Source organism: Pantoea sp. ANP04 (genome assembly GCF_041982285.1).
Classification (GTDB): Bacteria; Pseudomonadota; Gammaproteobacteria; order Enterobacterales; family Enterobacteriaceae; genus Pantoea; species Pantoea eucalypti.
The window spans coordinates 137999-162970 of the sequence record NZ_JAUTYS010000004.1; the positions used below are offsets into that span (position 1 = coordinate 137999).

At 56.8% G+C, this 24972-nt stretch carries 24 protein-coding genes and 1 pseudogene; 10 read left to right on the forward strand and 15 right to left on the reverse strand.

The annotated features are described in order from the left end of the window. Positions 1-15: 15 nt before the first annotated feature. Positions 16-951: a zinc-binding alcohol dehydrogenase family protein gene (locus Q7C21_RS07490; RefSeq protein WP_008925159.1), complete on the reverse strand. Its 936-nt coding sequence runs from the start codon at positions 949-951 to the stop codon at positions 16-18. A 73-nt stretch (positions 952-1024) separates the two neighbouring features. Here Q7C21_RS07490 and Q7C21_RS07495 point away from each other — a divergent pair, with 73 nt between their 5' ends. Beyond that, positions 1025-1519, forward strand: a complete 495-nt coding sequence (locus Q7C21_RS07495; RefSeq protein ID WP_105099195.1) for a MarR family winged helix-turn-helix transcriptional regulator — start codon at positions 1025-1027, stop codon at positions 1517-1519. A 14-nt stretch (positions 1520-1533) separates the two neighbouring features. Then, positions 1534-2433, forward strand: a complete 900-nt coding sequence (locus Q7C21_RS07500; protein WP_003853527.1) for a LysR family transcriptional regulator — start codon at positions 1534-1536, stop codon at positions 2431-2433. Here Q7C21_RS07500 and Q7C21_RS07505 read toward each other — a convergent pair. Both Q7C21_RS07505 and Q7C21_RS07510 read right to left on the reverse strand, forming a co-directional pair. Further along, on the reverse strand, positions 2408-3217 hold the full coding sequence (locus Q7C21_RS07505) for a molybdate ABC transporter substrate-binding protein (protein ID WP_375150572.1): 810 nt from the start codon (positions 3215-3217) through the stop codon (positions 2408-2410). The two genes, Q7C21_RS07500 and Q7C21_RS07505, sit on opposite strands and share 26 nt — an antisense overlap. A gap of 10 nt (positions 3218-3227) precedes the next feature. Then, positions 3228-4535 (reverse strand): MFS transporter, encoded by a 1308-nt coding sequence (locus Q7C21_RS07510; protein ID WP_375150615.1) that lies wholly within the window; start codon positions 4533-4535, stop codon positions 3228-3230. 554 nt (positions 4536-5089) lie between these two features. On the opposite strand from Q7C21_RS07510, the gene Q7C21_RS07515 reads away from it, so the two are divergent. Continuing rightward, positions 5090-5983 (forward strand): dihydrodipicolinate synthase family protein, encoded by an 894-nt coding sequence (locus Q7C21_RS07515; protein WP_375150573.1) that lies wholly within the window; start codon positions 5090-5092, stop codon positions 5981-5983. 14 nt (positions 5984-5997) lie between these two features. On the opposite strand, the gene Q7C21_RS07520 is transcribed toward Q7C21_RS07515, so the two are convergent. The 3 genes from Q7C21_RS07520 to Q7C21_RS07530 form a co-directional block, all read right to left on the reverse strand. Next, positions 5998-6492, reverse strand: coding sequence for an ATP-binding protein (locus Q7C21_RS07520; RefSeq protein ID WP_008925163.1), 495 nt, complete (start codon positions 6490-6492; stop codon positions 5998-6000). 270 nt (positions 6493-6762) lie between these two features. Continuing rightward, on the reverse strand, positions 6763-7002 hold the full coding sequence (locus Q7C21_RS07525; RefSeq protein WP_008925164.1) for a hypothetical protein: 240 nt from the start codon (positions 7000-7002) through the stop codon (positions 6763-6765). A 265-nt stretch (positions 7003-7267) separates the two neighbouring features. Then, positions 7268-7597 carry a cupin domain-containing protein gene (locus Q7C21_RS07530; protein WP_110411418.1) on the reverse strand — a complete coding sequence of 110 codons (330 nt, stop codon included), beginning with the start codon at positions 7595-7597 and terminating at the stop codon, positions 7268-7270. A 139-nt stretch (positions 7598-7736) separates the two neighbouring features. Between Q7C21_RS07530 and Q7C21_RS07535 the strand changes: the two genes are divergently transcribed. Then, positions 7737-8375 carry an RpiB/LacA/LacB family sugar-phosphate isomerase gene (locus Q7C21_RS07535; protein WP_003853539.1) on the forward strand — a complete coding sequence of 213 codons (639 nt, stop codon included), beginning with the start codon at positions 7737-7739 and terminating at the stop codon, positions 8373-8375. A 66-nt stretch (positions 8376-8441) separates the two neighbouring features. Here Q7C21_RS07535 and Q7C21_RS07540 read toward each other — a convergent pair whose 3' ends face one another. The 6 genes from Q7C21_RS07540 to Q7C21_RS07565 all read right to left on the reverse strand — a co-directional run bounded on the left by Q7C21_RS07540 (position 8442) and on the right by Q7C21_RS07565 (position 14872). Next, positions 8442-9206: an ABC transporter ATP-binding protein gene (locus tag Q7C21_RS07540; protein WP_033762966.1), complete on the reverse strand. Its 765-nt coding sequence runs from the start codon at positions 9204-9206 to the stop codon at positions 8442-8444. A gap of 9 nt (positions 9207-9215) precedes the next feature. Further along, positions 9216-10082 (reverse strand): ABC transporter ATP-binding protein, encoded by an 867-nt coding sequence (locus Q7C21_RS07545; RefSeq protein WP_008925168.1) that lies wholly within the window; start codon positions 10080-10082, stop codon positions 9216-9218. After that, positions 10054-10959 carry an ABC transporter permease gene (locus Q7C21_RS07550; RefSeq protein ID WP_003853540.1) on the reverse strand — a complete coding sequence of 302 codons (906 nt, stop codon included), beginning with the start codon at positions 10957-10959 and terminating at the stop codon, positions 10054-10056. The genes Q7C21_RS07545 and Q7C21_RS07550 overlap by 29 nt, the downstream gene beginning before the upstream one ends. Next, complete coding sequence (locus tag Q7C21_RS07555; RefSeq protein ID WP_140033457.1) at positions 10956-11987, reverse strand: ABC transporter permease; 1032 nt, start codon at positions 11985-11987, stop codon at positions 10956-10958. Before Q7C21_RS07555 ends, Q7C21_RS07550 begins: the two co-directional genes overlap by 4 nt. Continuing rightward, positions 11984-13615 (reverse strand): ABC transporter substrate-binding protein, encoded by a 1632-nt coding sequence (locus Q7C21_RS07560; protein ID WP_375150574.1) that lies wholly within the window; start codon positions 13613-13615, stop codon positions 11984-11986. The genes Q7C21_RS07555 and Q7C21_RS07560 overlap by 4 nt, the downstream gene beginning before the upstream one ends. 102 nt (positions 13616-13717) lie before the next feature. After that, positions 13718-14872, reverse strand: coding sequence for a mandelate racemase family protein (locus tag Q7C21_RS07565; protein ID WP_375150575.1), 1155 nt, complete (start codon positions 14870-14872; stop codon positions 13718-13720). Positions 14873-15223: 351 nt separating this feature from the next. On the opposite strand from Q7C21_RS07565, the gene Q7C21_RS07570 reads away from it, so the two are divergent. The 4 genes from Q7C21_RS07570 to Q7C21_RS07585 all read left to right on the forward strand — a co-directional run bounded on the left by Q7C21_RS07570 (position 15224) and on the right by Q7C21_RS07585 (position 19489). Then, positions 15224-16339 carry an ABC transporter substrate-binding protein gene (locus Q7C21_RS07570; RefSeq protein WP_003853552.1) on the forward strand — a complete coding sequence of 372 codons (1116 nt, stop codon included), beginning with the start codon at positions 15224-15226 and terminating at the stop codon, positions 16337-16339. A 165-nt stretch (positions 16340-16504) separates the two neighbouring features. Next, positions 16505-16912: a DUF2231 domain-containing protein gene (locus tag Q7C21_RS07575; RefSeq protein ID WP_003853554.1), complete on the forward strand. Its 408-nt coding sequence runs from the start codon at positions 16505-16507 to the stop codon at positions 16910-16912. A gap of 12 nt (positions 16913-16924) precedes the next feature. Then, positions 16925-18226: a sorbosone dehydrogenase family protein gene (locus tag Q7C21_RS07580; RefSeq protein ID WP_003853556.1), complete on the forward strand. Its 1302-nt coding sequence runs from the start codon at positions 16925-16927 to the stop codon at positions 18224-18226. A gap of 630 nt (positions 18227-18856) precedes the next feature. After that, complete coding sequence (locus Q7C21_RS07585; RefSeq protein ID WP_039660257.1) at positions 18857-19489, forward strand: DapH/DapD/GlmU-related protein; 633 nt, start codon at positions 18857-18859, stop codon at positions 19487-19489. Positions 19490-19525: 36 nt separating this feature from the next. On the opposite strand, the gene Q7C21_RS07590 is transcribed toward Q7C21_RS07585, so the two are convergent. Together Q7C21_RS07590 and Q7C21_RS07595 are read right to left on the reverse strand one after the other, a co-directional pair. Next, positions 19526-19792, reverse strand: coding sequence for a hypothetical protein (locus tag Q7C21_RS07590; RefSeq protein WP_008925173.1), 267 nt, complete (start codon positions 19790-19792; stop codon positions 19526-19528). A 233-nt stretch (positions 19793-20025) separates the two neighbouring features. Further along, on the reverse strand, positions 20026-21228 hold the full coding sequence (locus Q7C21_RS07595; RefSeq protein ID WP_192377578.1) for an MFS transporter: 1203 nt from the start codon (positions 21226-21228) through the stop codon (positions 20026-20028). 128 nt (positions 21229-21356) lie between these two features. Here Q7C21_RS07595 and Q7C21_RS07600 point away from each other — a divergent pair, with 128 nt between their 5' ends. Beyond that, a complete protein-coding gene (locus Q7C21_RS07600; RefSeq protein WP_008925175.1) occupies positions 21357-21812 on the forward strand; it encodes a helix-turn-helix domain-containing protein in 456 nt (151 codons plus the stop codon). 236 nt (positions 21813-22048) lie between these two features. Continuing rightward, entirely contained in the window at positions 22049-23479 is a 1431-nt protein-coding gene (locus Q7C21_RS07605; protein WP_003853564.1) for a cytosine permease, read from the forward strand. Positions 23480-23567: 88 nt separating this feature from the next. Here Q7C21_RS07605 and Q7C21_RS07610 read toward each other — a convergent pair. Next, a pseudogene (locus Q7C21_RS07610) lies at positions 23568-24895 on the reverse strand (MFS transporter). Positions 24896-24972: the final 77 nt, after the last annotated feature.

Genomic DNA, 24972 nt, shown 5'->3' on the forward strand with positions numbered 1-24972 from the left:
TGATGCCGCGGGTGACTACAGCGTAAACACTGTTCGACAGCGGCTGTCATCTTCATCCCATGCTGTATCCACCTCAGAAAGAGGCCGTGGTTTAAAAGGCACCGAAAAGCCGTGCTGCCCGGCAGCCTGTAGTAGTTCTGCCAGTGAGTCAATCAGGTCTGCGTTGGATACGCTGCCCAGACCACTCCCCATCAGTGTCAGCCCGGATGCACGCAGCAAATGACTGTGCAAAGGAATCTCCTGTGCGCTGAGTGAGCCAATCTGAACGAAGCGAACGACATGATCACCGCCTCGCACCGCCGCTTCCATGATCGCCAGCGCGCTCTCACCCCAGAGATAATCCAGCACCACATCAATGCCGTCTGCCATCAGGGCAGGAAGTTCAGCGGCCATAGCATCCAGTGTCACGACGCTGTCTGCGCCCTCATTAAGCAGTTGCTGCAGTATCTCCGGGTTCCGGCCGGTCGCAATAATTTTGCCCGCGCCAAGACTGCGGGCGATGCGAATCGCCAGGCGGCCGGATGTGCCGGTTGCGCCGTTAATCAACACGGTTTCCCCTTTGCGCAGTTCAGCCCGGCGGGTGAGTGCGGCCCATGAAGACATGCCTGGATTGGCAAGCGCGGCGGCGACCACGGGGTCCAGCGCTGGAGGAAGCGGAATGACGCAGCGGGCATTGACCACCACACTTTCCGCCATGCTGCCCGACGCGGTACCAAAGGTCAGAAAGTAAACGGCATCGCCGTTTTCGAGGTAACCGGTGCCGTCAATGCCTGGCACCAGAGGATAGGGCGCAGTGGCGCTGTAATGCGTGCCTGCCGCCCGTGCTTTGACCAGCTGGCTCATGGCGGCGGCTTTCACGCGAACCAGCAGTTGGTTTTCAGCGGGCTGAGGAGTGGGGAAATCCCCATAGTGTGGTTTCTGACCGGCCTGACGAATGATGGCTGCTTTCATAGGTTGCTGTCCTTCTAATAATAAGCAATTAAGTGTAAAGTACACACATTATTCCTGCCTCTGGATGGCGTCAATGAAAAGTGTGCAAAATACACATAAATACGATGCGCTGCACAATTGTCTGCTGACGATTGCTGGCGCGCTTAACCGGCCCCAGCGCGATGTAGCGATGATTAAAGCGGCGGGTATCGACCTCGATCGGGCGCTTTTTCCGCTTCTGGTGCAGGTCAGCCGGTTCGGGCCGATCGGCGTGGGTGAACTGGCCGATCGGGTAGGGCGTGACTACAGCACGGTCAGTCGTCAGGTCGCGAAACTGGAAGAGACCGGACTGGTCCGGCGGCAGAAAAACCGGCAGGACAAAAGAATTAACGAGGCAGCAATCACCTTGGATGGCAGAGCGATGACGGATAAAATCGATGCGCAACGTGTGCAGGTTTATCAGCGTGTCTTCCGGCACTGGCCGGAAAGCGATCGTGAAACGCTGGAACAACTGCTCAGCAGATTCGTGTCCGACTTTGGTCAAACGGAAGGCGATGAAAATGATGAACAAAAGTCTGATGCAGGTTAAGGGAAGAGAAAACCATGCCGGTTAATTTCGATCTCAACGATCTCTACGCCTTTCGCGCGCTGGTGGAGTTTGGTAATTTTCGCCTGGCGGCGGAATCGATCTGCCTTTCACAGTCGGCGCTAAGCCGCCGCATCGATAAGCTGGAAACCACGCTGGGTATTAAGCTGTTTGAGCGGACCACACGCCGCGTCACGCTGACGCTGAAAGGGCATGCGTTTGCTCAGCGTTCGGAAAAGCTGCTGGCCGATTTTGAAGAGGTCATGGCCGATCTGAGTGAGGTGAGCTTAGCCCGCACCGGACTGATTACTGTGGCCTGCGTGCCGTCAGCGGCCTACTATTTCATGCCCAACATCATCCGGCTGTTTCAGGTGCGCTATCCCCGCGTACGCGTGAAACTGATCGACAGCAGTGCGGCTAACGTCTATGACGCGGTGATTGGCGGGCAGGCTGACTTCGGCATCAGTTTTTCCAGCCGCTCGCAGCCGGATGTGCATTTTCAGCCGCTGATGGATGACCCGTACGTGGCGGCCTGCAGGCGAGACCATCCGATAGCAGGCAAAAAGAGCCTGAGCTGGCAGGCGTTTTATCAGCATGAATGGATTGGGCTGGATAAAACCTCCGGCAACCGTAACCTGCTCGATCAGGCGTTACAGGCTGTTATGCCGGAGAAGCCCTGTGTCTGTGAAACCCGGCACGTGACAACTATGCTGGGGATGGTTGAGGCGGGGCTCGGCATTGCTGCCGTCCCCGCCATGTCGCTACCTGGCTACGAGCACGCGCTGCTGACGGCGGTGCCGTTAACCGATCCACCGGTGAAACGCACTGTGGGCCTGCTGCGCAAAAATGGCCGGATACTGTCACATATCGCCAGCGAACTGGAGAACCTGATCATTGAACAGTATCAGCGACTTTAACCGGTTTTGACGCTTTCACGGTGTGCAGGCCGCTGGCGTGGACAGCCTGCTGAGCCTCGGGCGAGGCGAGCCAGTGCAGCAGCTTCGCTGCCTCATCTGGCTGTGCTGACCTGCGCACCACGGCACCGGCAAAACGAGTGGTGTATTGCAGCTTGTCCGGCAGTTCACCAATGAAGGTTACGCCTGAAACAGGCAACAGCTCACTGACCTGCTGAAACCCGATGGCGTATTTACCTTCAGCAACCTGGGAAGCGACCGGGATGCGTTCAACTTCTACCGCCTTGCCTTTAATCTGATCCTCAATGCCCAGCCGTTTGAACAGCTGACTGCTGACATATTTGCCGCTGGCGCTGTCAGAATAGGCGATGGAAGAGGCATTCAGCAGGGCAGTACGCAACTCACTTTCGCTGCCGATTTTAATGGGTGTGGCACCCTTTTTAATGACGGCGCCAATGCGGGAGTCCGCCAGTTCAACCCGTGAGCCTGGCAGCGTCGCGCCCTCTTTTTGCAGATTGCTTAGCGCATCGCCAACCATGATGACCACATCAGCCGGTTCACCGCGTGCCAGCCGGGCTGGAATGGCTTGCGGTGTTTTACCCATTGACGGACCAGCAACGGTGTTGATGGTGATCCCTTCCTGTTTTGCGAATTGTGGCGACAGCGTATCCCACGCCGCTTTAAACCCGCCGGAGATCATTACCGTCAGTTCTTTTGCCTGCGCCGTGGCGCTGCCTGCCACGCTAAACAGCAGGGCAGCATAAAGTGACATCGTTTTCAGTTTCATCTTCCGTTCCTCAGCTAACAGTTTCATGGGCAGGCGTGACGGCACTGCGGGTACGACGATAGAGGTAGAGTGTCGCGCCCAGAGCGCAAACTGCCGCAAAACTCATCCAGTAACCTGGCGAGGCTTTATCGCCGGTCATCTCAATCAGGCCGGTTGACATCACCGGGGTAAAACCACCGAACAGCGCTGTTGCCAGGCTGTAGGCCAGTGAGAAGCCCGCAACACGGACTTCCGCGGGCATAATTTCGGTCAGCGCCGGGATCATCGCGCCGTTGTAGAGCCCGTAGATCATCGACAGCCACAGCAGTACACCCAGCATCATCGAAAAGCCTGGTGCCGCCGCCAGCATGCTCAGGGCCGGATAGGTGGTGACGATCGCCAGCAGTGTCATGGCGACCAGTACAGGCTTACGGCCAAAGCGGTCGGAGATCGCGCCGCCAATCGGCAGCCAGATAAAGTTCGACACTGCTACCAGCAAGGTCACCAGCAGGCTGTCAGAGGCGCTGAGCAGCAGCACTTTTTTGCCAAAGGTCGGCGCATAAACCGTAATCAGGTAAAACGCCGTGGTGGTCATCGCCACCATCAGCATCCCGGCAATCACCACCTGCCAGTTAGCCAGCAGGATGCGGAACACCTGCTTCACATCGGGATGGCTGCGACGGTTGTTGAACGCCTGTGTCTCTTCAAGTTTGCGACGCAATATGAAGATAAACGGCACAATCAGACAGCCAAACAGGAACGGAACACGCCAGCCCCATTCACGGATGGCGCTCTCTTCCAGCACGGCGTTGAGGATAAAGCCCATCGCCGCCGCCACCATAATGGCGACCTGCTGGCTACCCGACTGCCAGCTGGTGTAGAAGCCCTTGCGGCCCGGCGTAGCGATCTCCGCCAGATAGACCGACACGCCGCCCAGCTCTGCTCCGGCGGAGAAGCCCTGTAACAACCGACCGATCAGCACCAGCATCGGCGCCCACAGGCCAATGCTCTGGTAGGAGGGGATCAGCACGATCATAAAGGTGCCTGCCGCCATGATGGAGAGCGTGACAATCAGGCCCTTACGGCGACCGACCTTATCAATGTACGCTCCCAGTACCACTGCGCCAATCGGGCGCATCAGGAATCCTGCGCCGAACACGGCAAAGGTCATCATCAGTGAGGCGAACTCACTGCTGGCCGGGAAAAAGGTATGGGCGATGTAAGTGGCATAGAAACCAAACAGGAAGAAATCGAACTGTTCGAGGAAATTGCCGGAGGTAACACGAAATATGGCGCCAATCCTGGCGCGATGAGTCATGGGTGAGGTCGTTTGCATCAGTAACTCCAGTAAGGTTTGACGCTTTTTGCCGCGCCTGTTACTGAAGAGTGGATCAGCGCCCGTCGCTAAATAAGTGCAAAAAAGGCATTGATTGATGTGTGGGGAACATGATTTCTGGGGGTTATCATATAAAACCTATTTTATTCAGCAAGTTGAAGCGGATGGCTGTTTTTCTGCTCGTGTTAACGTGCGTGAGATAAGTTTGCGGAATTGTGACAGATTTCATATGCGTGTTACCGTCTAAAACGGAGATTCTGGCGTGACCAGAGGTCAGCGATGCTGGGGGCAAAGAGGTTCAGGACCGAGGTGGCGTGGAGGCATCAGGCAACGGTGATGTCGAAAAACGTACGTAGAGTTGCAGGTAGCGCATCTGATGTTCGGGTCGTGCCTCGGCTTCAAACAGTACGGCAATCATCGCTATTTCCTTTGGGTAAGATCAAAAAGGGCTGTAGCGCAAAAATAGCGGGCGGGGCAAAGCCATGCTTCGGCCAGTGACGAAATATGACTGTACAGGTGATAACCAGCCCGAACAGTCTCATGATGGAGCAAAGCGTATGTTCAGCGGACTCAGTGCCTTTCCCCTTACTCCTTTTGCCGATGGCAAACCCGATGAAGCGGCCTTTCTTCGGATCCTGCGCAGGCTGACGGAGGCAAAAGTCGATTCTCTGGGCGTGCTGGGGTCCACCGGCAGCTACGCCTGGCTGACACGGGCACAGCGCAGGCGCATTGCTGAGCGGGCCGTTGAACATGCGGAGGCGATTCCAGTGATGATCTGCATTGGCGCGATAAATACTGATGAGGTGCTGGCGCTGGCAGAGGATGCGCAGCAGGCGGGCGCAGCCGCTTTACTGCTGCCACCGCTGGGGTATCAGACGTTGAAAGAAGATGAGGTGTTTACGCTGTTTGAAACCGTGACGCGACACGCCTCGGTGCCAGTCTGCATTTATGACAATCCGCGCACCACCCATTTTACGTTCTCCGATGCGTTACTGAGCCGGATTGCCTCACTTCCCGGTATCGGGTCGGTAAAAATTCCCGGTGTTCCGGCGGCGCAATCGGCAGCAAATGATCGCCTGGCCCAACTGCGCGACATACTGCCTGCTTCCGTGTCGGTTGGCATCAGCGGCGACGCGTCTGCTGCCAATGCGTTGATTGCAGGCTGTGATGGCTGGTATTCCGTGTGCGGCGGGCTGTTCCCACGTGTCGCGAAAGCAATGACCGACGCAGCAGCAGCAGGTGATCATGAGAGCGTCAGGGCGCAGTCGGAGCGCCTGCAGCCTTTGTGGTCGCTGTTCCGCCAGCACGGCGGCAGCTTCAGGGTGATGAATGCCGCAGCAGGTCTGCTGGGACTGACGGCACGCGACTGCCTGCCGCGTCCGCTGTTGCCACTCTCTGATGCGGATAACCAGCAGATTGCTGAGGTGCTTGCGGCACTCGATCTCTCGTAAATTTGCAGAAGATGTTAACTGTGCCGCACCAGGTTAAAGCCTTCCTCCTCCTGCGGCGGTTCAAAATAGCGGGTAATCAGCGTGAACTGCTCGTCCGTGGCGGCAAAGGCGTGTTCGCCGCTCTGATTACGGGCGTGCAGACGCGCTTTACACAGCGCGTCCGGCACATCCAGGTAATGCATGCGATGGTCGGCAGAGGATGCCTCAATCACCGAGCGCATCCAGTCACGATTCCCCCGGGTGTTGGCCGGAAAATCGAGCACAACCGATACGCCTGCGTTAAGCAATGCGACCAGATGCGGCGTCATCGCCTTCCTGAGCTTTGCCGCAACACGCACGTAATCAGCCACCGATTGCATCTCATCCTTATAGAGTGCGGCCAGCCACTGATCTTCGCTGATCACTACGTAACCGGGCGCAGCACCCAGCTGTGCTGCCAGCGTCGATTTCCCGGACGCTATTTTTCCACACAGCAGATGCAGCGTGGCGGAGAAAGAGGTCATGGTCATAGCACGCCTGTGGAACCTGATAATAAATCGGGAAGATTAAGGCTAACAAAAGAGTTGAAAGAGAAGCAATGAGAGTCGTCGGGTCGGTTTAACAAGGTCGTACACGTATATCAGCTATCAGCTATCAATATTCGCGTCGGTGTAAATTACGGTGCAAAAAAGCGGCAGCTTTTCAGCAGAGGTGACGCGCCTGAACGGGGAAATACGGTCAGGCGGGTTTTCGTGGTAATGCCCGGTGTTGAATCTGTGCTGAACAGCCAGCCACAGACTTCATTTTTGGGCCATCAGCAACGTCAGCAGTTCACGGCAACAGGCTTCTTCTTCAGCACTGTCCGCAGAGGCCAGATGACGCAGTAACTCCATACAGCTTTTTTCCTTGCCCGCTTCCAGTAACTCTTCGATTAGAAAATTAAGTTTATCCTGCTCAGATGCAGCAAAGGATGAACGGAACTCACTATTAACCGGCGCGTTGTGATTCAGCGGCAAGGTAAGGGTGTTTTGCATCGGCATATTATTATCCTTTTACGGGTTAAAAAACGAACTGGCGTTGTCATTAAACTTATACAACGATCTTCATTTTGTACAGAAGTGAGCCCGAATGATTTTTTACAGGAAGCTAAGCGCAGCGCGGCCTGAGGGGAAACTGTGGTGAATCATTCAGTTAGCTGGGAAGGGAATGGTGGAAAAATTGTACGCGTTTTAAGTCAAATTTTTCGTGCAGGCAAAATGGGCATTCATGCGGCAGTTCATGAGGCGGCCCGCCGGGCCGCCTGCACTATTGCGTGGTCAGGAAATCTTCGCGCTGTGGCGTAAAGGTATCCAGCAGCACGCCAGCCTCAAGACAGACACAGCCATGAACCACATTGGGTGCTTTATAGAGTGTGTCCCCAGCGCCAACTTCCCGGGTTTCACTGTTGATGGTGAAGGCAAAGCGTCCGCTCAGCACATAGGTCAGCTGCTCATGGGGATGATGATGTAGCGGACCGATGGCGTCTTTTTCAAAACGCACTTCAACTGCCATCATTGTGCCGCCATGTGCCAGTACGCGGCGGGTCACGCCGTTACCCAGATCTTCCAGTGGTCGCTCTTTGTGGTAGATAAACATCATTGTCCTCAAGCAGTCGTGGGCGCTGCAATGGCCGTTTTGTGATGGGCCTCACAGCACCAGGGTGAATTAATCCATGCACTTTAATGGTTTTTCTCTAAAATGAAACGGTGTTTCATTTATTTTACGAGGGTAGATCATGAAAATCGCGTTAATGATGGAAAACAGTCAGGCCGCTAAAAACGTTACCGTGCTGAAAGAACTGGAAGGCGTCGCGCAGCCGCTGGGCCATCAGGTCTTCAACGTCGGGATGAGCGATGAGCAGGATCATCATCTGACCTACATTCACCTCGGCATCCAGGCCAGCGTGCTGCTTAACAGCCAGGCAGTGGATTTTGTCGTTGCGGGCTGTGGCACCGGCCAGGGCGCGCTGATGTCGCTTAACATCCATCCGGGCGTGGTCTGTGGCTACTGTATCGATCCGGCGGATGCTTACCTGTTCGCTCAAATCAACAACGGCAATGCCTTATCTCTGCCATTTGCTAAAGGTTTTGGCTGGGGCGCTGAGCTGAACCTGCGCTTTATCTTTGAAAAAGCGTTCACGGGCGAGAAGGGCAATGGCTATCCGCCAGAGCGCAAAGAGCCGCAGGTGCGAAACGCCGGTCTGCTGAATCAGGTCAAGGCTGCGGTGATCAAAGAGAACTACCTTGATACCCTGCGTGCCATCGATCCTGAACTGGTTCGCACCGCCGTCAGCGGCCCGCGTTTCCAGCAGTGCCTGTTTGAGCATGGCAAAAACCAGGAGATCGTTGCCTTTGTGCGTCAGCTGACCCACTAACGCATTCGATATCACAGGGCCGGTCCAGCCGGCCTTTTTTGATTCTTTTCAGATACCCGCTGATATTCAGCCCGGCTGCGCCAGCGCCGCATGATTGTGGCGACTCGCTTCCACCAGCATCCGCGTATAGGGCATTGCGGCGCGATCGGCCACCAGCGTCGGCACATCCAGCGTCTCCAGCACTTTGCCCTGTTGCATGACGGCTACGCGATGGCAGAGATGCGCCACCACGCCAAGATCGTGCGTCACCATCAGATAAGTCAGGTTCTCCTGCTGCTGCAGATCGCTGAGCAGATTCAGGATCTCTGCCTGCACCGAAACATCCAGTGCGGAGGTCGGCTCATCCAGCAGCAGCACGCGTGGCTCCAGAATCAGCGCCCTGGCAATTGCCACGCGCTGACGCTGACCACCGGATAGCTGGTGGGGATAACGCGTCTGCCAGGCACGGTTCAATCCGACTTTATCCAGCATCGCCACGACCCGCTGCTGACGCTGCCCGATACCCTGAATCTGCAACGGCTCTTCCAGAATGTCGCCCAGCGTGTGACGCGGATGCAGCGAACCGTAAGGGTCCTGAAACACCATCTGCACCTGCCGACAGCGCGCCCGAACGATGTGATGCGCCAGTGGCTGACCATCAATCATCAGCTCTCCCTGCCAGTGAGTGAACAGCCCCGCCAGACACTTCAGCACCGTGGTTTTGCCCGAGCCAGATTCACCGACCAGCCCGAAGATTTCACCCTGATTAACCTGCAGATTTACGTCGAACAGCACCTGATTCCGCGCGCCTTCATCGCCAAAGCTGAGGTTGAGATTTTTTACATTAATCATCACCACTCCTTAATCGGTTAACCAGCTTGCGTGACGTTGTAACACTGGCAGGCGTGTGCGGCGGTGATCAAGGTCGGGCAGCGCCGCCAGCAGTCCCTGCGTGTAAGGATGCTGTGCGCGATCGAGGTCACAGGCGGCCAGTGACTCCACGACGCGCCCGGCATACATCACCAGCACCCGATCGCAAAAGCTGCGCACCAGATTGATATCGTGACTGATAAAAATCAGCCCCAGTCCGCGCGCTTTCACCAGATCATCGAGCAGTGCCAGCACCTGCAGTCTTACTGAGACATCCAGCGCAGAGGTAGGCTCATCGGCAATCACCAGTTCCGGTTCGGTGATCAACATCATGGCAATCATCACGCGCTGACCCTGACCGCCGGAAATCTCATGAGGATAGAGCTGATAAACCCGTTCTGGATCGCGGATCTGCACTTCCTCCAGCATTGCCAGCGCCCGCTGACGTGCTGCCGATTTCTGATCGCGATGATGACTACGCCAGGCCTCGGCGATCTGCTCACCAACCCGAATCACCGGATTCAGCGAATATTTCGGGTCCTGCATAATCATTGAGATGCGTTTGCCACGAATGGCGCGCATCTGCGCCGGGCTGGCGTGCAGCAGGTCGATATCGCCAAACTGCATCCGGCTCGCCTCAATGCGCGCCTTCGCCGGATGCAGCTGCAGCAGGGCGCGACCCACGGTCGATTTACCGGAGCCAGACTCGCCGACTATCGCCAGCTTCTCCTGACCGAGCTGAAAAGAGACGCCGCGCACCGCCGGGGTTGCCTGGCGTCCGTTAATAAAGTTCACGTGCAAATCGCGCACGTCGAGCAACGGCGTGGCGTTACTCACTGCGGGGATCAAGCAGGTCACGTAGGCCATCTCCTAAGAAATTAAATGCCAGGCTGTTAATCAGGATCGCCAGACCGGGCACGGTGACCACCCACCAGCACTCAAGCATGTAGGTGCGGCCGCTGGCGATCATCGCGCCCCATTCCGGATCGGGCGGCTGTGCGCCCAGCCCGAGAAATCCCAGCCCGGCGGCAGTGAGGATAATGCCCGCCATATTCATGGTGATGCGGATAATCACCGACGGCAGGCAGAGCGGAATAATATGTTTCCACAGCACCCGCAGCGGCGATGCGCCCTGTAAACGGACCGCTGAGATAAAGTCCGCCTGACGCAGCGACAGCGTTTCGGCGCGCGCCAGACGGGCGATAGGCGGCCACGCGGTGAGCGTAATGGCAATCACCACATGCTCCAGACCCGGGCCCAGGGCGGCAACAAACGCCAGCGCCAGTACCAGGCTCGGGAAGGAGATAAAGATATCGGTGACGCGCATCAGCACGCTATCGACTTTGCCGCCGAAGTAACCGGCGGTGACGCCCAGCAGCAGGCCCAGTGGCCCGACAGTGACCGACACCAGCAGTACAATGTAAAGCGTGATGCGCGCGCCCCAGACCAGACGGCTGAAGATATCGCGGCCAAACTCGTCGGTGCCAAACCAGTGGGCTGCACCGGGCGGTGTCAGGGCGTTGTTCAGATCCTGAATCAGCGGATGATATGGCGCGATCCAGGGCGCAAACAGTGCGACGATGCAGAGCAGCAGCACAATGCCGCCGCCAATGGCGGTGAGGGGATTACAGGCCATGCGCCAGAGGAAATAGCCGCAGCGGGCTGCAAACCGCTGGCAGCGTGCCAGACGCTCGCGGGAGTGACTTACAGAGGCAGTGTCAAAGGAGATCGTCATACTTTGGTCCTCGGATCAAACACCTGATAGAGCAGGTCGGAGATCAGGTTAAGCAGTACAAAAATCAGGCCCACCACCAGCACACAGCCCATCACCGCATTCATATCGCCCAGCATCAGGCTGCCGGTGAGGTAAGAACCAAAGCCGGGCCAGGAGAAGACCGTTTCGATCAGTACCGCGCCCTCCAGCAGCGAGCCATAGGCCAGCGCCACGACGGTCAGTAGCTGCACCAGGATGTTGCGGAAGGCGTGCTGCCAGATCACCTGCCATTCGGTCAGGCCTTTGACCCGTGCGGTCAGGATGAACTCCTGCGAGAGCTGCGCCAGCATAAAGCTGCGCGTCATGCGGCTGATGTAGGCCATAGAGTGAAAACCCAGCAGCGAGGCGGGCAGTACCAGATGGTTGAGTGCGTTCCAGAATACCTGGCTGTTGCCGGCCAGCAGGGCATCGATCAGCATGAAGCCGGTGCGATGGGGCACAATGCCATCCAGGCTGAAATCCACCCGTCCTGCGCCGCCGACCCAGCCGAGATGGGCATAGAACAGCAGCAGGCCCATCATGCCGACCCAGAAGATCGGCGTGGAGTAACCGGCCAGACTGAGCATCCGCACCACATAGTCGATGACGCTGTTACGGCGTGCCGCCGCCAGCACACCCAGTGGTACGCCGAGGCCCGCACCAATCACAATTGCCAGCGTGGCCAGCTCTACTGTGGCGGGAAAGACGCGCAGAATGTCGTATACCACCGGCTGACCGGTGAGCAGCGCATGGCCGAGATCGCCATGCAGCAGCGCGTTAAGGTAGATGCCAAACTGTACCCACAGCGGTTTATCAAAGCCGAGCTGGTGGTAGACCTGCTGGTAAGTGGCCTGATCGGCGTCGGGGCCGACAATCGCCAGCACCGGATCCAGCGGCATTACCCGGCCAATAAAAAAGGTCAGCAGCAGCAGGCCGAACAGGGTAATCAGCACCTGCACCGCGCGATGGCTGATGCGACGGCACTGATGTCGGGTCAGGGTCAGAATCATGGGGTGCCTCCCGCCAGGGCTTCAGGGGTTTTCCAGACGTCGCGCAGAAAGGTGGTCGCGGAGGGATGGGGCTGATACGCCTGCACCCGGTTACTGACCACCACGGAGTCGAGCATTTGTGAAATCGGCATCAGCGCAGGCACCAGCTGGTCATAGCGTTGCTGGATGGCGAAATAGTCCTGCTGCTGACGGGATTTGTCGCGTTCAACCAATGCCTGATCGATCATGCGGTTAAGCTGCGCGTCGTAGAAACCGGTGCGCCAGCCCTGAAAGTTAGTCAGCCGGGCGCTGTCCGCATTGTTCGGGTTGTAGACCAGCGAACGCAGGCTGGAGTGGGGATGCGGCTCTACACCGCTGCCGCCGCGTCCGACCAGCAGATTAAACTGACGATCGCGCATCGCGCCATAAATCTGGTTGCCGGTGCCGGTAATGATTTTTGCGCGAATCCCGCCCTGCAGCAGCGTTGACTGCACCGCGATGGCGATATTCAGGAACGGCTGATCGGCCAGCACCCGCAGCGTGGTGTTGAAGCCGTCCGGATAACCCGCCTCAGCCAGCAATGCCCGGGCACGCGGCACATCAAGCCGGTAACCGGGGTCGGGTAGCGTGGCGGGCATCCCGGCCTGAATCGGGCGCTGATGGAGTTCGCCGTAGCCGGTCATCAGGCTCTTATTGATGCCCTGATAATCGACCAGATAGCGGACCGCCTCACGCACTTTGCTATTCCCGAAGTGCGGATCTTTCATGCTCATCGCCAGGTAATAAATCGTCCCTTTTCTGACTGCGTCGATGGTGAGGTCGGGATCGTGGCGCAGGGCGCGCACGTCGGGGATCGCCATGTTACTGGCAATATCCAGGTCGCCTTTCTCCATCATCAGCCGCAGGGTCTGCGACTCCTGAAGGTGGCGGAACACCACCCGCGATATTTTTGCCTCTCCGCGCCAGTAGTCTGCCGCGCGACTCATCCGCAGCACATCTTTTGCCTGCCAGACATCCAGCCGGAACGGGCCGGAACCCGCTTCATGCGTGGTCAGCCAGCGGTTGCCCCAGTCGCCATCAACCTCATGCTGCTGCACCGTTTTGCGGTCCAGGACCACCATGCTGCCCAGCGCCGCCAGCGAGTAAATCACCAGTTGCGGATCGTTTGGCTTAGGAAGTGTGATCACCAGCGTGCGGTCGTCGGGGGCGGTGATCATCTGGTCAACGTTTTCGCGGCTGAAACCGTACGATTTCCACACTGAAGCCTGCGCCAGATTCAGATGCAGCACCCGCCGCATCGACCAGACCGCATCGGCGCTGGTGAGCGGATTACCGGAATGAAACCTGACGTTGTCACGCAGGTGAAAGGTCAGGGTGCGGTTATCCGGGCTCACTGACCAGCGTTCGGCCAGCGCCGGGCGCACTTCGGTGAGCTGCTGCGGATTCAGCTCAACCAGGCCGTCATAAAGATTCACCACTATGCCGACCACCTCGTTGCCGGTCATGGCGGCCGGATCCAGGGTGAGCAGGTTATTCATGTTCATGCCGACGATTAGCTGGTCATCCGGCGTTTTTGCCTGGATAGACGCGCTGCCCGTCAGCACCACCAGCGTGATCAGCCACGCGCCACATCGTTGTGTCAGGGTCATAAGTGAAGTCCAGCAGGTCAGAGGTTTTTTCCCGTTTACCGCGTCGTCAGAGGTGCGCGGTAACGGGGTTCTTATTGTTTGCCGTACTTTCGGAAGTGCGATTTACCAGCGATTCAGCGTATGAGTCTCAATCCAGCTGAAATTAATATCTTCACCCAGTCCGTTTCGCGTGGGCAGGGTGACAAAGCCCTGATCGTCCATCGGATCAATCAGGCTATTGAGGTAGGCAGGCGGCGTCTCATAATCCAGGAAGGGATGCAGCAGGCCGCGCTCATACCAGCGGCAGTTACGAATCGCGCCGACCACCGCCAGGCTTGCTGCACCATTGCCGTGGACTTCACAATCCATACCAAAGGCTTCAGCCAGACTGGCCACTTTCAGCGTGGCAGAGATGCCGCCTACGCCATTGGCACCCGCACGCAGAATGTCGCACGCGCCGGCGCGAACCCAGTCGGCACGGCTGTGATGTTTACCGCCCAGACTTTCCGGGCCAAGCACGTCAATAGAGAGGTTGTCCGCCAGCCAGGCGTAAGAGGCCATGCTCTCTTCTTCCATTGGCTCCTCAAACCAGGCGAAATGAAGTTTTTCCAGTGCCTTGCCGATGGTCAGCGCGTCACTTCGGCTATACCAGTGGTAGCCATCCAGCATCAGTGCGATATCAGGGCCGACCGCTTCGCGCACTGCCGCGCAGGCTTTGATATCCATGGCCGGGCTGGGCGCAAAGGAGACCGGCGGCATCCAGGTGTGCAGCTTGATCGCCTGATACCCGCGCGCCACCAGCTTTTCAGCAAACTGTGCATACTCATCGGGCGTCGATAAACCACCTTTCAGCTCATCGCCACACATGGTGCTGCCATAAGCCGGGATCTTCTCGCGATAGCCGCCCAGCAGCTTGTGGACCGGCTGTTTCAGTTTGCGCCCAATCAGATCCCACAGTGCCTGCTCCACAGCGGAGAGCGCCCGTTCGGTGAGCTGGTGGGCACTGCCGCGCTGCCAGTGCACCAGGTCCTGCCACAGACGCTCGCGGTCAAAGGCGTTCTGACCGATCAGCACCTTGCGGAAGAAGGCATTAACCACGTGAGAACGAACCACTTCCGGCGGCGCAAAGGCGTAACCGCAGTCGCCATCCTCGCTGGTCAGGGTCAGTAACGCCATCTGGGCATCATTCTCCGGACCCGGATGAGAGTGTCCTGCGCTGTCGGCGCAACGCTGGGTGGGATAAGTAAAAAGGGTGACATCAATGGCGCTGATCTTCACGGTTAAGCTCCTGTGGCAGGCTGTCCTGATGAATTATTAAAACGCTGTTTCATTTTAAATTTAGCGATCACAATTCATTAACGCATTAGCCAAAACGATACGATTAATGGCTAAAATATGTGCAGCCGCCCAGGCCGTTGTGAGCATATTCACGAAAGATGCGCGTTTTGTGAGCCGCGACACGCTGCGCTTTTTTGTGCCCGGAGGGAGCATTGTTTACCCTCTTCTCAGCCTGTTAACGCCGCGCTGCAAAAACATTTATTTGGATGACTTCCCCTGACCCCGGTTTTAGGTAATAGTAACGCCGTTTTACATTAATAATTCTCATTATCATTTGTGCGGGTTTTTACAATGAAAAAATGGTTTTTAGCGCTGGGGCTGTTGACGTTAGCCGGGACGGCTTCGGCCAAAATGATTACCGATGTTGCAGGCCGTCAGGTCGAGGTGCCGCAGGAGGCAAAACGCATCATTCTGGGCGAAGGGCGTCAGATCTATCTGCTGGCGGCGTTTGATACGGGTGCGCCGTTTAAGCGGGTGATTGGCTGGCGTGATGACCTGCATAAAGCGGACTGGGACGGTTATCAGGCTTATGAAAAACGCTATCCGGAAATTAAAAAATTACCGACCTTTGGTGGCGCAAAAGATGGCACCTTCAACGTGGAACAGGCGTTAACCCTGAAGCCCGATCTGGTGCTGATGAATCTGGAATCCAAAGCTGCCACCGATGAAGGCAAGCTGATTGAAAAACTGCAGGCGGTGGGTGTGCCTGTTGTGTTTATCGATTTCCGCGAAGCCCCGATGGAGAACGCGGAGAAAAGTATCCGCATCATGGGCGAACTGGTGAATAAACCAGAGCGGGCGCAGGAAATTATTACCTTCCGCCAGCAGCAGATTGACCTTGTCACCTCGCGTCTGAAAAACTTTACCGGCTACCGGCCGAAAGTGATGATTGACCGTGCAGGCGGCTACAGCGACGAGTGCTGCATGTCGTTTGGTAATGAGAACTTTGGTCAGATGGTAGAGATAGCAGGCGGTCGCAATATCGCTAAAGATCTGATTCCTGGTACCTTCGGCACCGTTAACCCGGAGCAGATCATCGCCAGCCAGCCGGATGCGGTGGTGGTGACCGGCGCGAACTGGAAGAACTACAATACCGTGGGCAAATGGGTCGGCGTGGGTCCGGGTGCCAACGTCACTGAAGCCACGGCGCGTCTGAAAGCGCTGATGATGCGCGATGCTTTCAAAACTCTGCCGGTGGCGCACAACGGCAACGTCCACGCCATCTGGCATCAGTTCTATGATAGCCCGTATCAGTTTGTGGCGATTCAGGCGCTGGCGAAATGGCTGCACCCCGATCTGTTTGCTGATTTGGATCCGGACGCCACGTTCCGCACCTTCCACGAGAAGTTTCTGCCGCTGCCTTACCAGCCAGGATACTGGGTCACGTTACCCGCGGATAAGTCCTGACAGACCGGCGATGACAGGGACGTCATCCGCCTGATTTGCAATTCCCTTCGAATAAACCCTCTGTTTCTCTTCAGATTTACTAATCTTTTACAGGCGCGGCGTCGGTTGCTCTGAGCAGCGCGACGTCTGACCCGATCCGCATTCACGTTAAAAATGGAGAGAAACATGCGCAATACCCTGGGAAGATCGGCGTTTGCCGTGACGCTTTATGCCTTGCTGGAGCCTGTGCCGCTGGGCTTTTTTGTCGCCGCCTGGCTGTTCGACATTCTCTACATGCAGACCTTTGTACAGTTCTGGACGGATGCCGCCAGCTGGCTGATTGCGCTGGGACTGATACTGGCGATTGTGCCGCGACTCATCGCGCTGGTTTATCTGTTTCGTGGCAGTGACAGTGCGGAAAAGGGCCATTTCTGGCTCTGGCTGGTGGCGATTGCGATCGCTATCGTCAATGCGTTTATTCACAGCCGTGATGCCGCCGCTGTGATCCCGCTGGGTGTGACGCTTTCGACGCTGGTGGTAGCACTGCTGCTGCTGGCGAATGTGCAACTTGCGTTACGTCAGCGTAGCGCTTAAGGAGGAGCCACCATGAACATACCGCATAAAACGCTGCTCGCGCTGACCCTGACCGCCTTGCTGGCAGGCTGTGATGAGGGTGCGCTGGTCGATCCGCAAAAGCAGACGGGACCGAACCCTGAACTGCCGCAGGCGAAGAATTTCTTTATGCCGCCAATGCAGGTGCCGGAAGGCACGCCCTGGAAAGCGGGTGAAATGCCAAAAGTGGCTGACGGGTTAAAGATTGAAAAAATTGCTGAGAATCTGCAGCATCCGCGTCAGGTCTATGTGCTGCCAAATAACGATGTGCTGGTGGCGGAATCCAACGGACCACCGAAGCCAACGACACGGCCTAAACAGCTGATCATGGGCATTGTGCAAAAAGCGTCAGGCAAAGGGGGAGAAGGCGGCAATCGCATTACGCTGTTGCGCAATGTTAACGGTAAATGGGAGCAGCATCGCTTTATTGAAAATCTGCATTCGCCGTTTGGTATGCAGCTGATTGGTAATACGCTCTATGTCGCGAACGCTGACAGCCTGGTGAAATTCCCCTATCGCGAAGGGGAAACGGAGATTCGCACCGCACCAGAAGAGGTGACAGAATTGCCGGGTGGACCGATTAACCACCACTGGACCAAGGCGCTGTTAGCCAGCCCCGATGGCAGCAAGCTCTATGTCGGTGTCGGCTCCAACAGTAACGTCACCGAGAACGGCATTGGTGCCGAATATCGTCGTGCGGCGGTGCTGGAGGTGGACGCAGCCAGTGGTGCCAGCCGTATCTTCGCCAGCGGACTGCGCAATCCAACCGGCTTACAGTGGGAGCCGCAGAGCGGCAAGCTGTGGGCTGTAGTCAATGAGCGTGATGAAATCGGCTCCGATCTGGTGCCTGATTACATGACCTCAGTGCAGGATAAAGGCTTCTACGGCTGGCCCTACAGCTACTATGGCCAGCATGTGGATACCCGTGCCGAACCGCAGCGCCCCGATCTGGTAGAGAAAGCGATCAAGCCCGATTATGCCCTGAGTTCACATGTCGCGCCGCTGGGTCTGCTGTTTTATGGCGCCGATAACATGCCGCAATACCGTGGTGGCGCGTTTATCAGTGAGCATGGCAGCTGGAACCGGACACCGCTGAATGGCTATAAAGTGGTGTGGGTGAAATTCGAGAATGGCAAGCCAGTAGGGCAGCCGCAGACGGTGGTCTCGGGCTTCCTGACGGATGACGAGAAGCAGGTGCGCGGTTTGCCGGTGGGTCTGGCCAGCGACAAACAGGGCGGTGTCCTGATTGCTGACGATGCAGGTAATACCGTCTGGCGAATCAGCGCCGCGAAGTAAGTTCCGTGCTGCTTTTTTAAGCAGGAAGCAGGCATAAATAAAGGATTTGGCATGTCGCCAAATCCTTTATTTTTTTGTTCGCTACCCGGCTGGTAACCGCGCTGCGAACGAGGTGCTCAGCACTCTCCACAGACAAGATTGTAAAATGTGCGGCTAAGGATTTCAAGTTTCGCCAAAATGCTGTATGTTTATACAGGTGTTGAGTGTTGAGCATCGCCTCATTGTCGACTGGCCGCTCCCAGGGGCACGGTTTTAAAATCCCGGCAGGCATCAGGTGGTGCTGGCCTGTGGCTTTAACCATGAGTGCCGCTCAGCCCTCTCCACAAAGATGTGCTTAGGCACCCGGCGGGTAGAGTCAAAGCCCTGGTTTGCCGAACAGCGCGCTCCTGTAAAAGGAGAAGGAAAGTGATGGAACTGACTAAGCTGATTCTGGATCTTATCCGGGTCATCTTGCAGATCATCGTTGCCCTTATGCAACTGACCGGTCACGCAGGTTAACCGGAACTTGAAACAAGGCGGAGCTAACCACTCCGCCTTTTTTCTTTGTCAATTCTCTGTCATCGGCGTTGTGTAAGGTGGTAAGGCAAAAAGCAGGCCGCCGGGGCGCTGCTTATCCAGACCGGGAGTAATATGTCCATTGCCGCCGTTGTACCTGCCCGTTTAGCGCACACCTGGATTGATGACACTGTGAAGATGCGGGAAACCACCGTGGGTCAGCAGTGTGAGATCCTGGCGCACAGTTCACTGGAATATAGCGAACTGGGTGACTTCTCCTATGTCGGCGAGCACTGCTGCCTGGCCGACACCAAGGTAGGGCGATTCTGCGCCATTGCCAATCAGGTGCGTATCGGTGCGCCAAATCATCCCATGGACCGCGCCTCTCAGCATCGCTTTACCTACTGCCCGGAGTATTATCATCATGATGCCCGACGGGACCAGGGCTTCTTTGCCGCCCGTCGCGCCGACCGTGTAGTGATCGGAAATGATGTCTGGATCGGTCACGGTGTCATTGTGCTGCCTGGCGTTACGATTGGAGATGGTGCGGTGCTGGCTGCGGGCGCCGTCGTGACGAAAAACGTTGCGCCTTACAGCGTGGTTGGCGGTGTGCCGGCCCGGCCACTGCGGGTGCGGTTTACCCCAGCGATTGCGGCCCGCCTTCAGCGCATTGCCTGGTGGAACTGGCCGCTGGAGAAATTGATGGCGAATCTGCCCGACTTTCAGCACGGCGACATCGACGCGTTCTGCCAGCGGCACGATAGTTAATTTGCTCATTATCCCGCTGACTGAGGGCGCGTCTGCCTATTTAAAAATGAGCCAGCCCGCCACGCTAAGCAGTCCCACGGTCAAAATGGCAAACACTTCCCCGCGAGCAAATGCATTCGCACGCTGCTGATCGTCATTATGAATGTCATGAAAACGTGCCAGCGCACGATTTTCATCAGGGGCGGTCACTTCTTCGAATTGTTTCTCGTAGCCGCGCTGAGACAGTTCAGCCGCGCCTGCGCTGTCGCTTCTCTCCAGCACGGTAATCTGGCGTCCCTTCTTAAAAAAACAATATTCCGGCATGTGCTCCTCCTGGAACAGGGTGGCTGTGAGAAATAACCTATATGAACCGGCCGCGCGTTGTATAGCGAAGTCTTGAGACTCTGAATACTGGCGTCGCTTACCGCAAAGCATATCTGTCACGGATGATAACTTCCAGGCTGTTGAATGGTCTGCTGTGCCGGTCTGTCCCTCGCACCACACCAGAGAGTCTTACCGAGCCATCAGTGGAATAATGCCCTGCAGAGGTAATGTCATTAGTGACGCATACCGTACCAGCAGAGAAAGGCAGAGGCGCTGGCAGTTGCCCCGGCATAGCAGACCGCCTGCCATCCCCAGTGGGCGTAAAGCTGGGTAGCTGCAATCGCGCCCAGTGCACTGCCCAGCGAGTAAAAGCACATATAGGCACCGACCAGACGACTGGCTGCCTCGGGCCGGGCAGCCACCAGCAGGCTCTGGTTAATCACATGTACCGTCTGAATAGCGAAGTCGAGCAGGACCACCCCGACTATCAGCAGCAGTAGCGAGCTTTGCAGCGCGGCTATCGGCAGCCAGGAGAAGGTCAGCAGCACCAGGGCGAAGCCGGTGGCTTGCTGCCCCCGTCCCTGGTCAGCCCAAGCGCCTGCTCTGGAGGCCGCCAGCGCCCCGGCCAGACCCGCCAGTCCGAACATCCCAATCGCGGTGTGAGTCAGCGACAGGTCCGTCAGCGGCAGTACCATCGAAGACCAGAGCATACTGAAGGCCGCAAAAATCAGCAGCGCGAGGATGCCTCGCCTGCGCAACAGCGGTTCCGTCCGGAACAGCCGAAAAACCGACAGTAACAGCTGAGTGTAAGGGGTGCGCTGCGGCTGGCCGGTTGTGGCGGGCAGCACTTGCACCAGTACCAGCGAGATCAGCAGTAACAGGCAGGCGGCCGTCAGAAAGACCGCGCGCCAGCCCGCCAGATCGGCAATCATCCCGGAAATAAAGCGCGCCAGCAGAATGCCGATCACGATGCCACTGGTCACGCTACCCACCACCTGTCCACGCTGCGTGGGTGACGCCAGCATGGCGGCCCAGGCCACCATCAGCTGCGTGACTACCGCCATTAACCCCACCAGCAGCATCGCACAGAGCAGCGTCATCAGGTCGGGCGCGAAAGCCGCGGCGGTTAACGCCAGCACGGAAAGCACCAGCTGGGTGAGCACCAGTTTTTTGCGGTTGATGCAGTCGCCTAACGGCACCAGAAAGAGTAATCCGAGGGCGTAGCCGGTCTGAGTGACCGTAACCACCGTGCCAATGGTGCCGGGAGAAACCTGCAGGCTGGTGGCTATCAATTCCAGCAACGGCTGCGCCGAATAAACATTGGCGACCGCCAGCGCAGAGGTGAGTGAGAACAAAAAGATCATCCGGGGCGAGAGCACCGGCATCGCGGCGGGCGATGGATCGGCTTCCTGAGCCTTGCATGTCGTCGTGGTCATAATTATGCCTTCTGGTTTTTATTTGAAACTGGATTGACATTATCATTGATCGAGCTGGTTTTTTTTTGCAACTTCTTTTCAAGGTGGCTAAGCTGGATTCATCAGACAGGCAGAGTGAGAGAATAAAAATGGCTAAGCAGGAATCCCTGAGAACCAGCGAGTGTCCGGTTGCAAGAACCCTGGAGTCTATAGGTGAGCGCTGGTGCATGATGATCGTGCGTGAAGCCTTTGATGACGTCCGCAGATTCAGTGACTTCCAGCGCAACTTAGGGCTGGCGAAAAATATCCTGGCGTCGCGCCTGAAGCAGCTGGTGGAGATTGGGGTGTTTGAGATTGCGCCGGCCTCGGATGGCAGCGCCTACAGCGAATATGTCCTGACCGAAAGAGGCCGTTCACTGTTTCCGGTGGTGGTGGCTATGCGCCAGTGGGGCGAACGCTATCTGTTTGAAAAGGGCGAGACCCACTCGGTGTTGCTGGATAATGCGGAAGGCAAACCGCTGCCGCGTCTTGAAGTTTACTCGTCTCAGGGGCAGAAACTGGATCCCGCCGACTGCCATCGTCAGCGGGTCGTTGCTGAGGGTTAACCGTCGGAGTATCGCCTCCTCCCTGCACGCTGAGCCTGACCTACCTGGCATCGCACGCGATCCCGATCGGCGTTATCAGCCTGTCGATATCATCACATTTTCCAATGACAGGTTGCCTTGTAACTTTCAGATGTGCATGACATTCTCGCTAATTGTATAGACATGTAATTGCAACCAGGGATAGGGCAAATCACGCTTTCCGTTAACGCGTCTCTTACCGTTTCAGCGAGGAATCTATGTCGGTCAAATCATCCGTATCAGATTATTCAGGCGCAGAGAAACCGCGCCTGTCAGAAACCCGTTCTATTGATTACATCCCATTGCGTGAACGGCATGGTCATCCTTTTAGCCAGTTCACGCTCTGGTTTGGTGGCAACCTGCAAATTACCGCGATTGTTACGGGTGCGCTGGCCGTGGTACTGGGCGGCGATGTCATATGGTCCCTAATCGGCTTACTGGTGGGACAGATTCTGGGTGCAGCGATCATGTCGTTGCATGCGATCCAGGGTCCGCGTCTTGGGTTGCCGCAGATGATCACCAGCCGTATGCAGTTTGGCGTCTTCGGTGCCGTGATTCCTCTGGTGCTGGTCTGCATGATGTATGTGGGGTTTTCAGCCAGCGGGACGGTCCTGGCGGGGCAGGCCCTGGCTAAACTTGTCGGTGTCAGCAATGCAACCGGGATGATCCTGTTCAGCACCCTCATCGTGATCATTGCGGTGCTGGGCTATCGCGTGATTCATCAACTGGGGAAGGTGGCGAGCGTCATTGGCGTGTTAGCCTTTGCTTATCTGTTTATCACGCTGTTCACTACGCATGATTTATCCGCCGTGTGGCAGAATCAGCACTTTACCCCGGCAAATTTTCTGCTGGCGGTCTCTCTCTCTTCCTCCTGGCAGATTGCCTTCTGTCCTTATGTCTCGGACTATTCGCGCTACCTGCCAGCAGATGTCTCTGCGAAGAAACTCTTCAGCGCGGTATTTTTGGGCACCGTACTGGGCACCCAGGCGTCAATGACGCTGGGCGTGATCGTCGCGGCCATTGCCGGAAGTGCGTTTGCAGGCAATGAGGTCGGTTACATCGTGAGTATGGGCAGCACAACAACCATGGCTATGGTGATTTATTTCGCCATTTGCTTTGGGAAAATCACCTTTACCACGCTGAATGCGTACGGCAGTTTTATGTCACTGACCACTATTGTCTCTGGCTTCCGTCAGCAGACCACACTGAGTCGCGGCGGGCGCATACTGTTTGTGGTACTGATGGTGGCGCTGGCCTGCGTTATTGCTCTCCTCAGTGAACCGGCCTTTCTGAAATCCTTCACGCACTTCCTGCTCTTTTTGCTGGCTTTCTTTGTGCCCTGGAGCGCGATCAGCCTGACCGATTTTTATCTGATCACCAAAGGCAGCGTTGATGTCCCGGCGCTGTCTCAGCCGGACGGACGCTATGGACGCTGGAACCTTGCCGGTATTACCGTCTATTTTCTGGGGGTGCTGGTGCAACTGCCGTTTATCGATAATCCGCTGCATCACGGATCGCTGACCTGGATTTTTGCCGGTAATGATGTCTCGTGGATCGTCGGCTGGTTTGCGACGGCACTGTTGTGGCTTGTCGCCAGCCGCTGGGATCGCCGTGGCACACCTGAACAGTCAGTTTATCCTGCGGGGTGACAGATTAAGCCGCCGGGCGGCTGGCATTCAGGGAGAGTCAGCGCGGGTGAGTGATCACCCGCGTGTCAGGGAATCTGCGCGTTTTAAATCAGGCTGCTGAAACATCCGCCGTGCCGGTCTGCGCCTCAGCCACCAGAGGCTTCTCAGGCTGTAACAGCGTCATCGCCAGCATGCTGCCGAAGGCGATGACTGCGGTGACGGTAAACATGGCGTTATAGCCGTAATATTGCGCCAGCCAGCCACAAAGCATCGGGGAGATAATTGCCGCCAGATTGGCTATCGCCAGTGTCATACCGCTGTAGGTACCCACCGACGCCTTCGGGGTGACATCAATCACCACCGACCAGTAGACATTATTCACCAGTGCATTCAGCGCATTGCCCAGGGTCATCAGTGCAATAATCCCGGCTGCCGACTGGACATAGGGAATGGCCATAAAGCAGCAGGCGGTGCCGCACAGCGTGACTGCGGCAAAGAGATTGCGCGCCAGACGCAAATTACGAAAGCGGGCCAGCAGGGCATCAGCAATGCGACCGCCCAGCAGCACTGTAATACAGGCACCGCTCCACGGAATCATCGCCACGTACCAGAGCGAGTGCAGGTCATAATGAAAATTATCCTGCAGATACTTCGGCATCCAGGTCACCAGGGTAAAGGTGATGTAAAGGAAGGAGAAGTAGCCGAGTGCGTTGCAGACCAGCGTGCGGCTGGTAAAGAAGCGCCACCAGGGCAGTGGAACGCCATCGCCGGCGCTGCGGCGCTGACCGCTCAGGATCAGCGTGCGTTCTGCTGCGCTGGTGTGGGGACTTTTATCCGGGCTGTCGCTGAACGTGCGGGCAAACAGCAGCATTGCCAGCAGAGAGAACACCCCAAGCAGGATAAACATCATGCGCCAGTCATGGGTCAGAAGCAGCAGGCCTACCGCAATCGGCGCTGTCAGCAGTGCGCCAACCTGCGTCGAGAGCAGGCCGATGCCCAGCGCAAAGCCGCGCTCGTTATCGGGTGCCCAGTGGGCGATCGCCTTGTTCATCAGCGCATAGGCCGGGCCTTCGGAAAAACCAAACAGGATGCGCAGGGCAGCAAAGCAAAGCCCATAATGGCTGAGCCGCCAAACAGCGCCATGCCTAACTCTCCAGCCCAGGCGGTCGCGATTTCCAGCAGCGACCAGAGCACACCTGCCAGCAGCCAGACCTTTTTCGTGCCGATACGATCGGCAAGGAAGCCGCCACATAGCGAACCAAACAGATACCCAAAGCCAAAATATCCCAGCACTGCGCCAAGCTGGACTTTGCTGAAGTGGTACTCGGTCGCAATGGCGTTGGCTGCAAATGACAGGGCGCCACGATCGATGTAATTGATCAGGGCGATCAGGAACAGCAGTGAAAATATGGTGTAACGGTAACGACGGGTATTCATCTTACTTCTCCTGATTAAGTGTCTCAGGAGGACTCAAGCAAGATTGATGCCGGAAAGAAAATTTGCCCGGCTAACAC

What these genes read in the sequence shown, in the direction of transcription:
- Q7C21_RS07490 (WP_008925159.1), bottom strand. Translation starts at nt 951, where the DNA reads ATGAAAGCAGCCATCATTCGTCAGGCCGGTCAGAAACCACACTATGGG.
- Q7C21_RS07495 (WP_105099195.1), top strand. Translation starts at nt 1,025, where the DNA reads ATGAAAAGTGTGCAAAATACACATAAATACGATGCGCTGCACAATTGT.
- Q7C21_RS07500 (WP_003853527.1), top strand. Translation starts at nt 1,534, where the DNA reads ATGCCGGTTAATTTCGATCTCAACGATCTCTACGCCTTTCGCGCGCTG.
- Q7C21_RS07505 (WP_375150572.1), bottom strand. Translation starts at nt 3,217, where the DNA reads ATGAAACTGAAAACGATGTCACTTTATGCTGCCCTGCTGTTTAGCGTG.
- Q7C21_RS07515 (WP_375150573.1), top strand. Translation starts at nt 5,090, where the DNA reads ATGTTCAGCGGACTCAGTGCCTTTCCCCTTACTCCTTTTGCCGATGGC.
- Q7C21_RS07520 (WP_008925163.1), bottom strand. Translation starts at nt 6,492, where the DNA reads ATGACCATGACCTCTTTCTCCGCCACGCTGCATCTGCTGTGTGGAAAA.
- Q7C21_RS07525 (WP_008925164.1), bottom strand. Translation starts at nt 7,002, where the DNA reads ATGCCGATGCAAAACACCCTTACCTTGCCGCTGAATCACAACGCGCCG.
- Q7C21_RS07530 (WP_110411418.1), bottom strand. Translation starts at nt 7,597, where the DNA reads ATGTTTATCTACCACAAAGAGCGACCACTGGAAGATCTGGGTAACGGC.
- Q7C21_RS07535 (WP_003853539.1), top strand. Translation starts at nt 7,737, where the DNA reads ATGAAAATCGCGTTAATGATGGAAAACAGTCAGGCCGCTAAAAACGTT.
- Q7C21_RS07540 (WP_033762966.1), bottom strand. Translation starts at nt 9,206, where the DNA reads ATGATTAATGTAAAAAATCTCAACCTCAGCTTTGGCGATGAAGGCGCG.
- Q7C21_RS07550 (WP_003853540.1), bottom strand. Translation starts at nt 10,959, where the DNA reads ATGACGATCTCCTTTGACACTGCCTCTGTAAGTCACTCCCGCGAGCGT.
- Q7C21_RS07555 (WP_140033457.1), bottom strand. Translation starts at nt 11,987, where the DNA reads ATGATTCTGACCCTGACCCGACATCAGTGCCGTCGCATCAGCCATCGC.
- Q7C21_RS07560 (WP_375150574.1), bottom strand. Translation starts at nt 13,615, where the DNA reads ATGACCCTGACACAACGATGTGGCGCGTGGCTGATCACGCTGGTGGTG.
- Q7C21_RS07570 (WP_003853552.1), top strand. Translation starts at nt 15,224, where the DNA reads ATGAAAAAATGGTTTTTAGCGCTGGGGCTGTTGACGTTAGCCGGGACG.
- Q7C21_RS07575 (WP_003853554.1), top strand. Translation starts at nt 16,505, where the DNA reads ATGCGCAATACCCTGGGAAGATCGGCGTTTGCCGTGACGCTTTATGCC.
- Q7C21_RS07580 (WP_003853556.1), top strand. Translation starts at nt 16,925, where the DNA reads ATGAACATACCGCATAAAACGCTGCTCGCGCTGACCCTGACCGCCTTG.
- Q7C21_RS07585 (WP_039660257.1), top strand. Translation starts at nt 18,857, where the DNA reads ATGTCCATTGCCGCCGTTGTACCTGCCCGTTTAGCGCACACCTGGATT.
- Q7C21_RS07590 (WP_008925173.1), bottom strand. Translation starts at nt 19,792, where the DNA reads ATGCCGGAATATTGTTTTTTTAAGAAGGGACGCCAGATTACCGTGCTG.
- Q7C21_RS07595 (WP_192377578.1), bottom strand. Translation starts at nt 21,228, where the DNA reads ATGACCACGACGACATGCAAGGCTCAGGAAGCCGATCCATCGCCCGCC.
- Q7C21_RS07600 (WP_008925175.1), top strand. Translation starts at nt 21,357, where the DNA reads ATGGCTAAGCAGGAATCCCTGAGAACCAGCGAGTGTCCGGTTGCAAGA.
- Q7C21_RS07605 (WP_003853564.1), top strand. Translation starts at nt 22,049, where the DNA reads ATGTCGGTCAAATCATCCGTATCAGATTATTCAGGCGCAGAGAAACCG.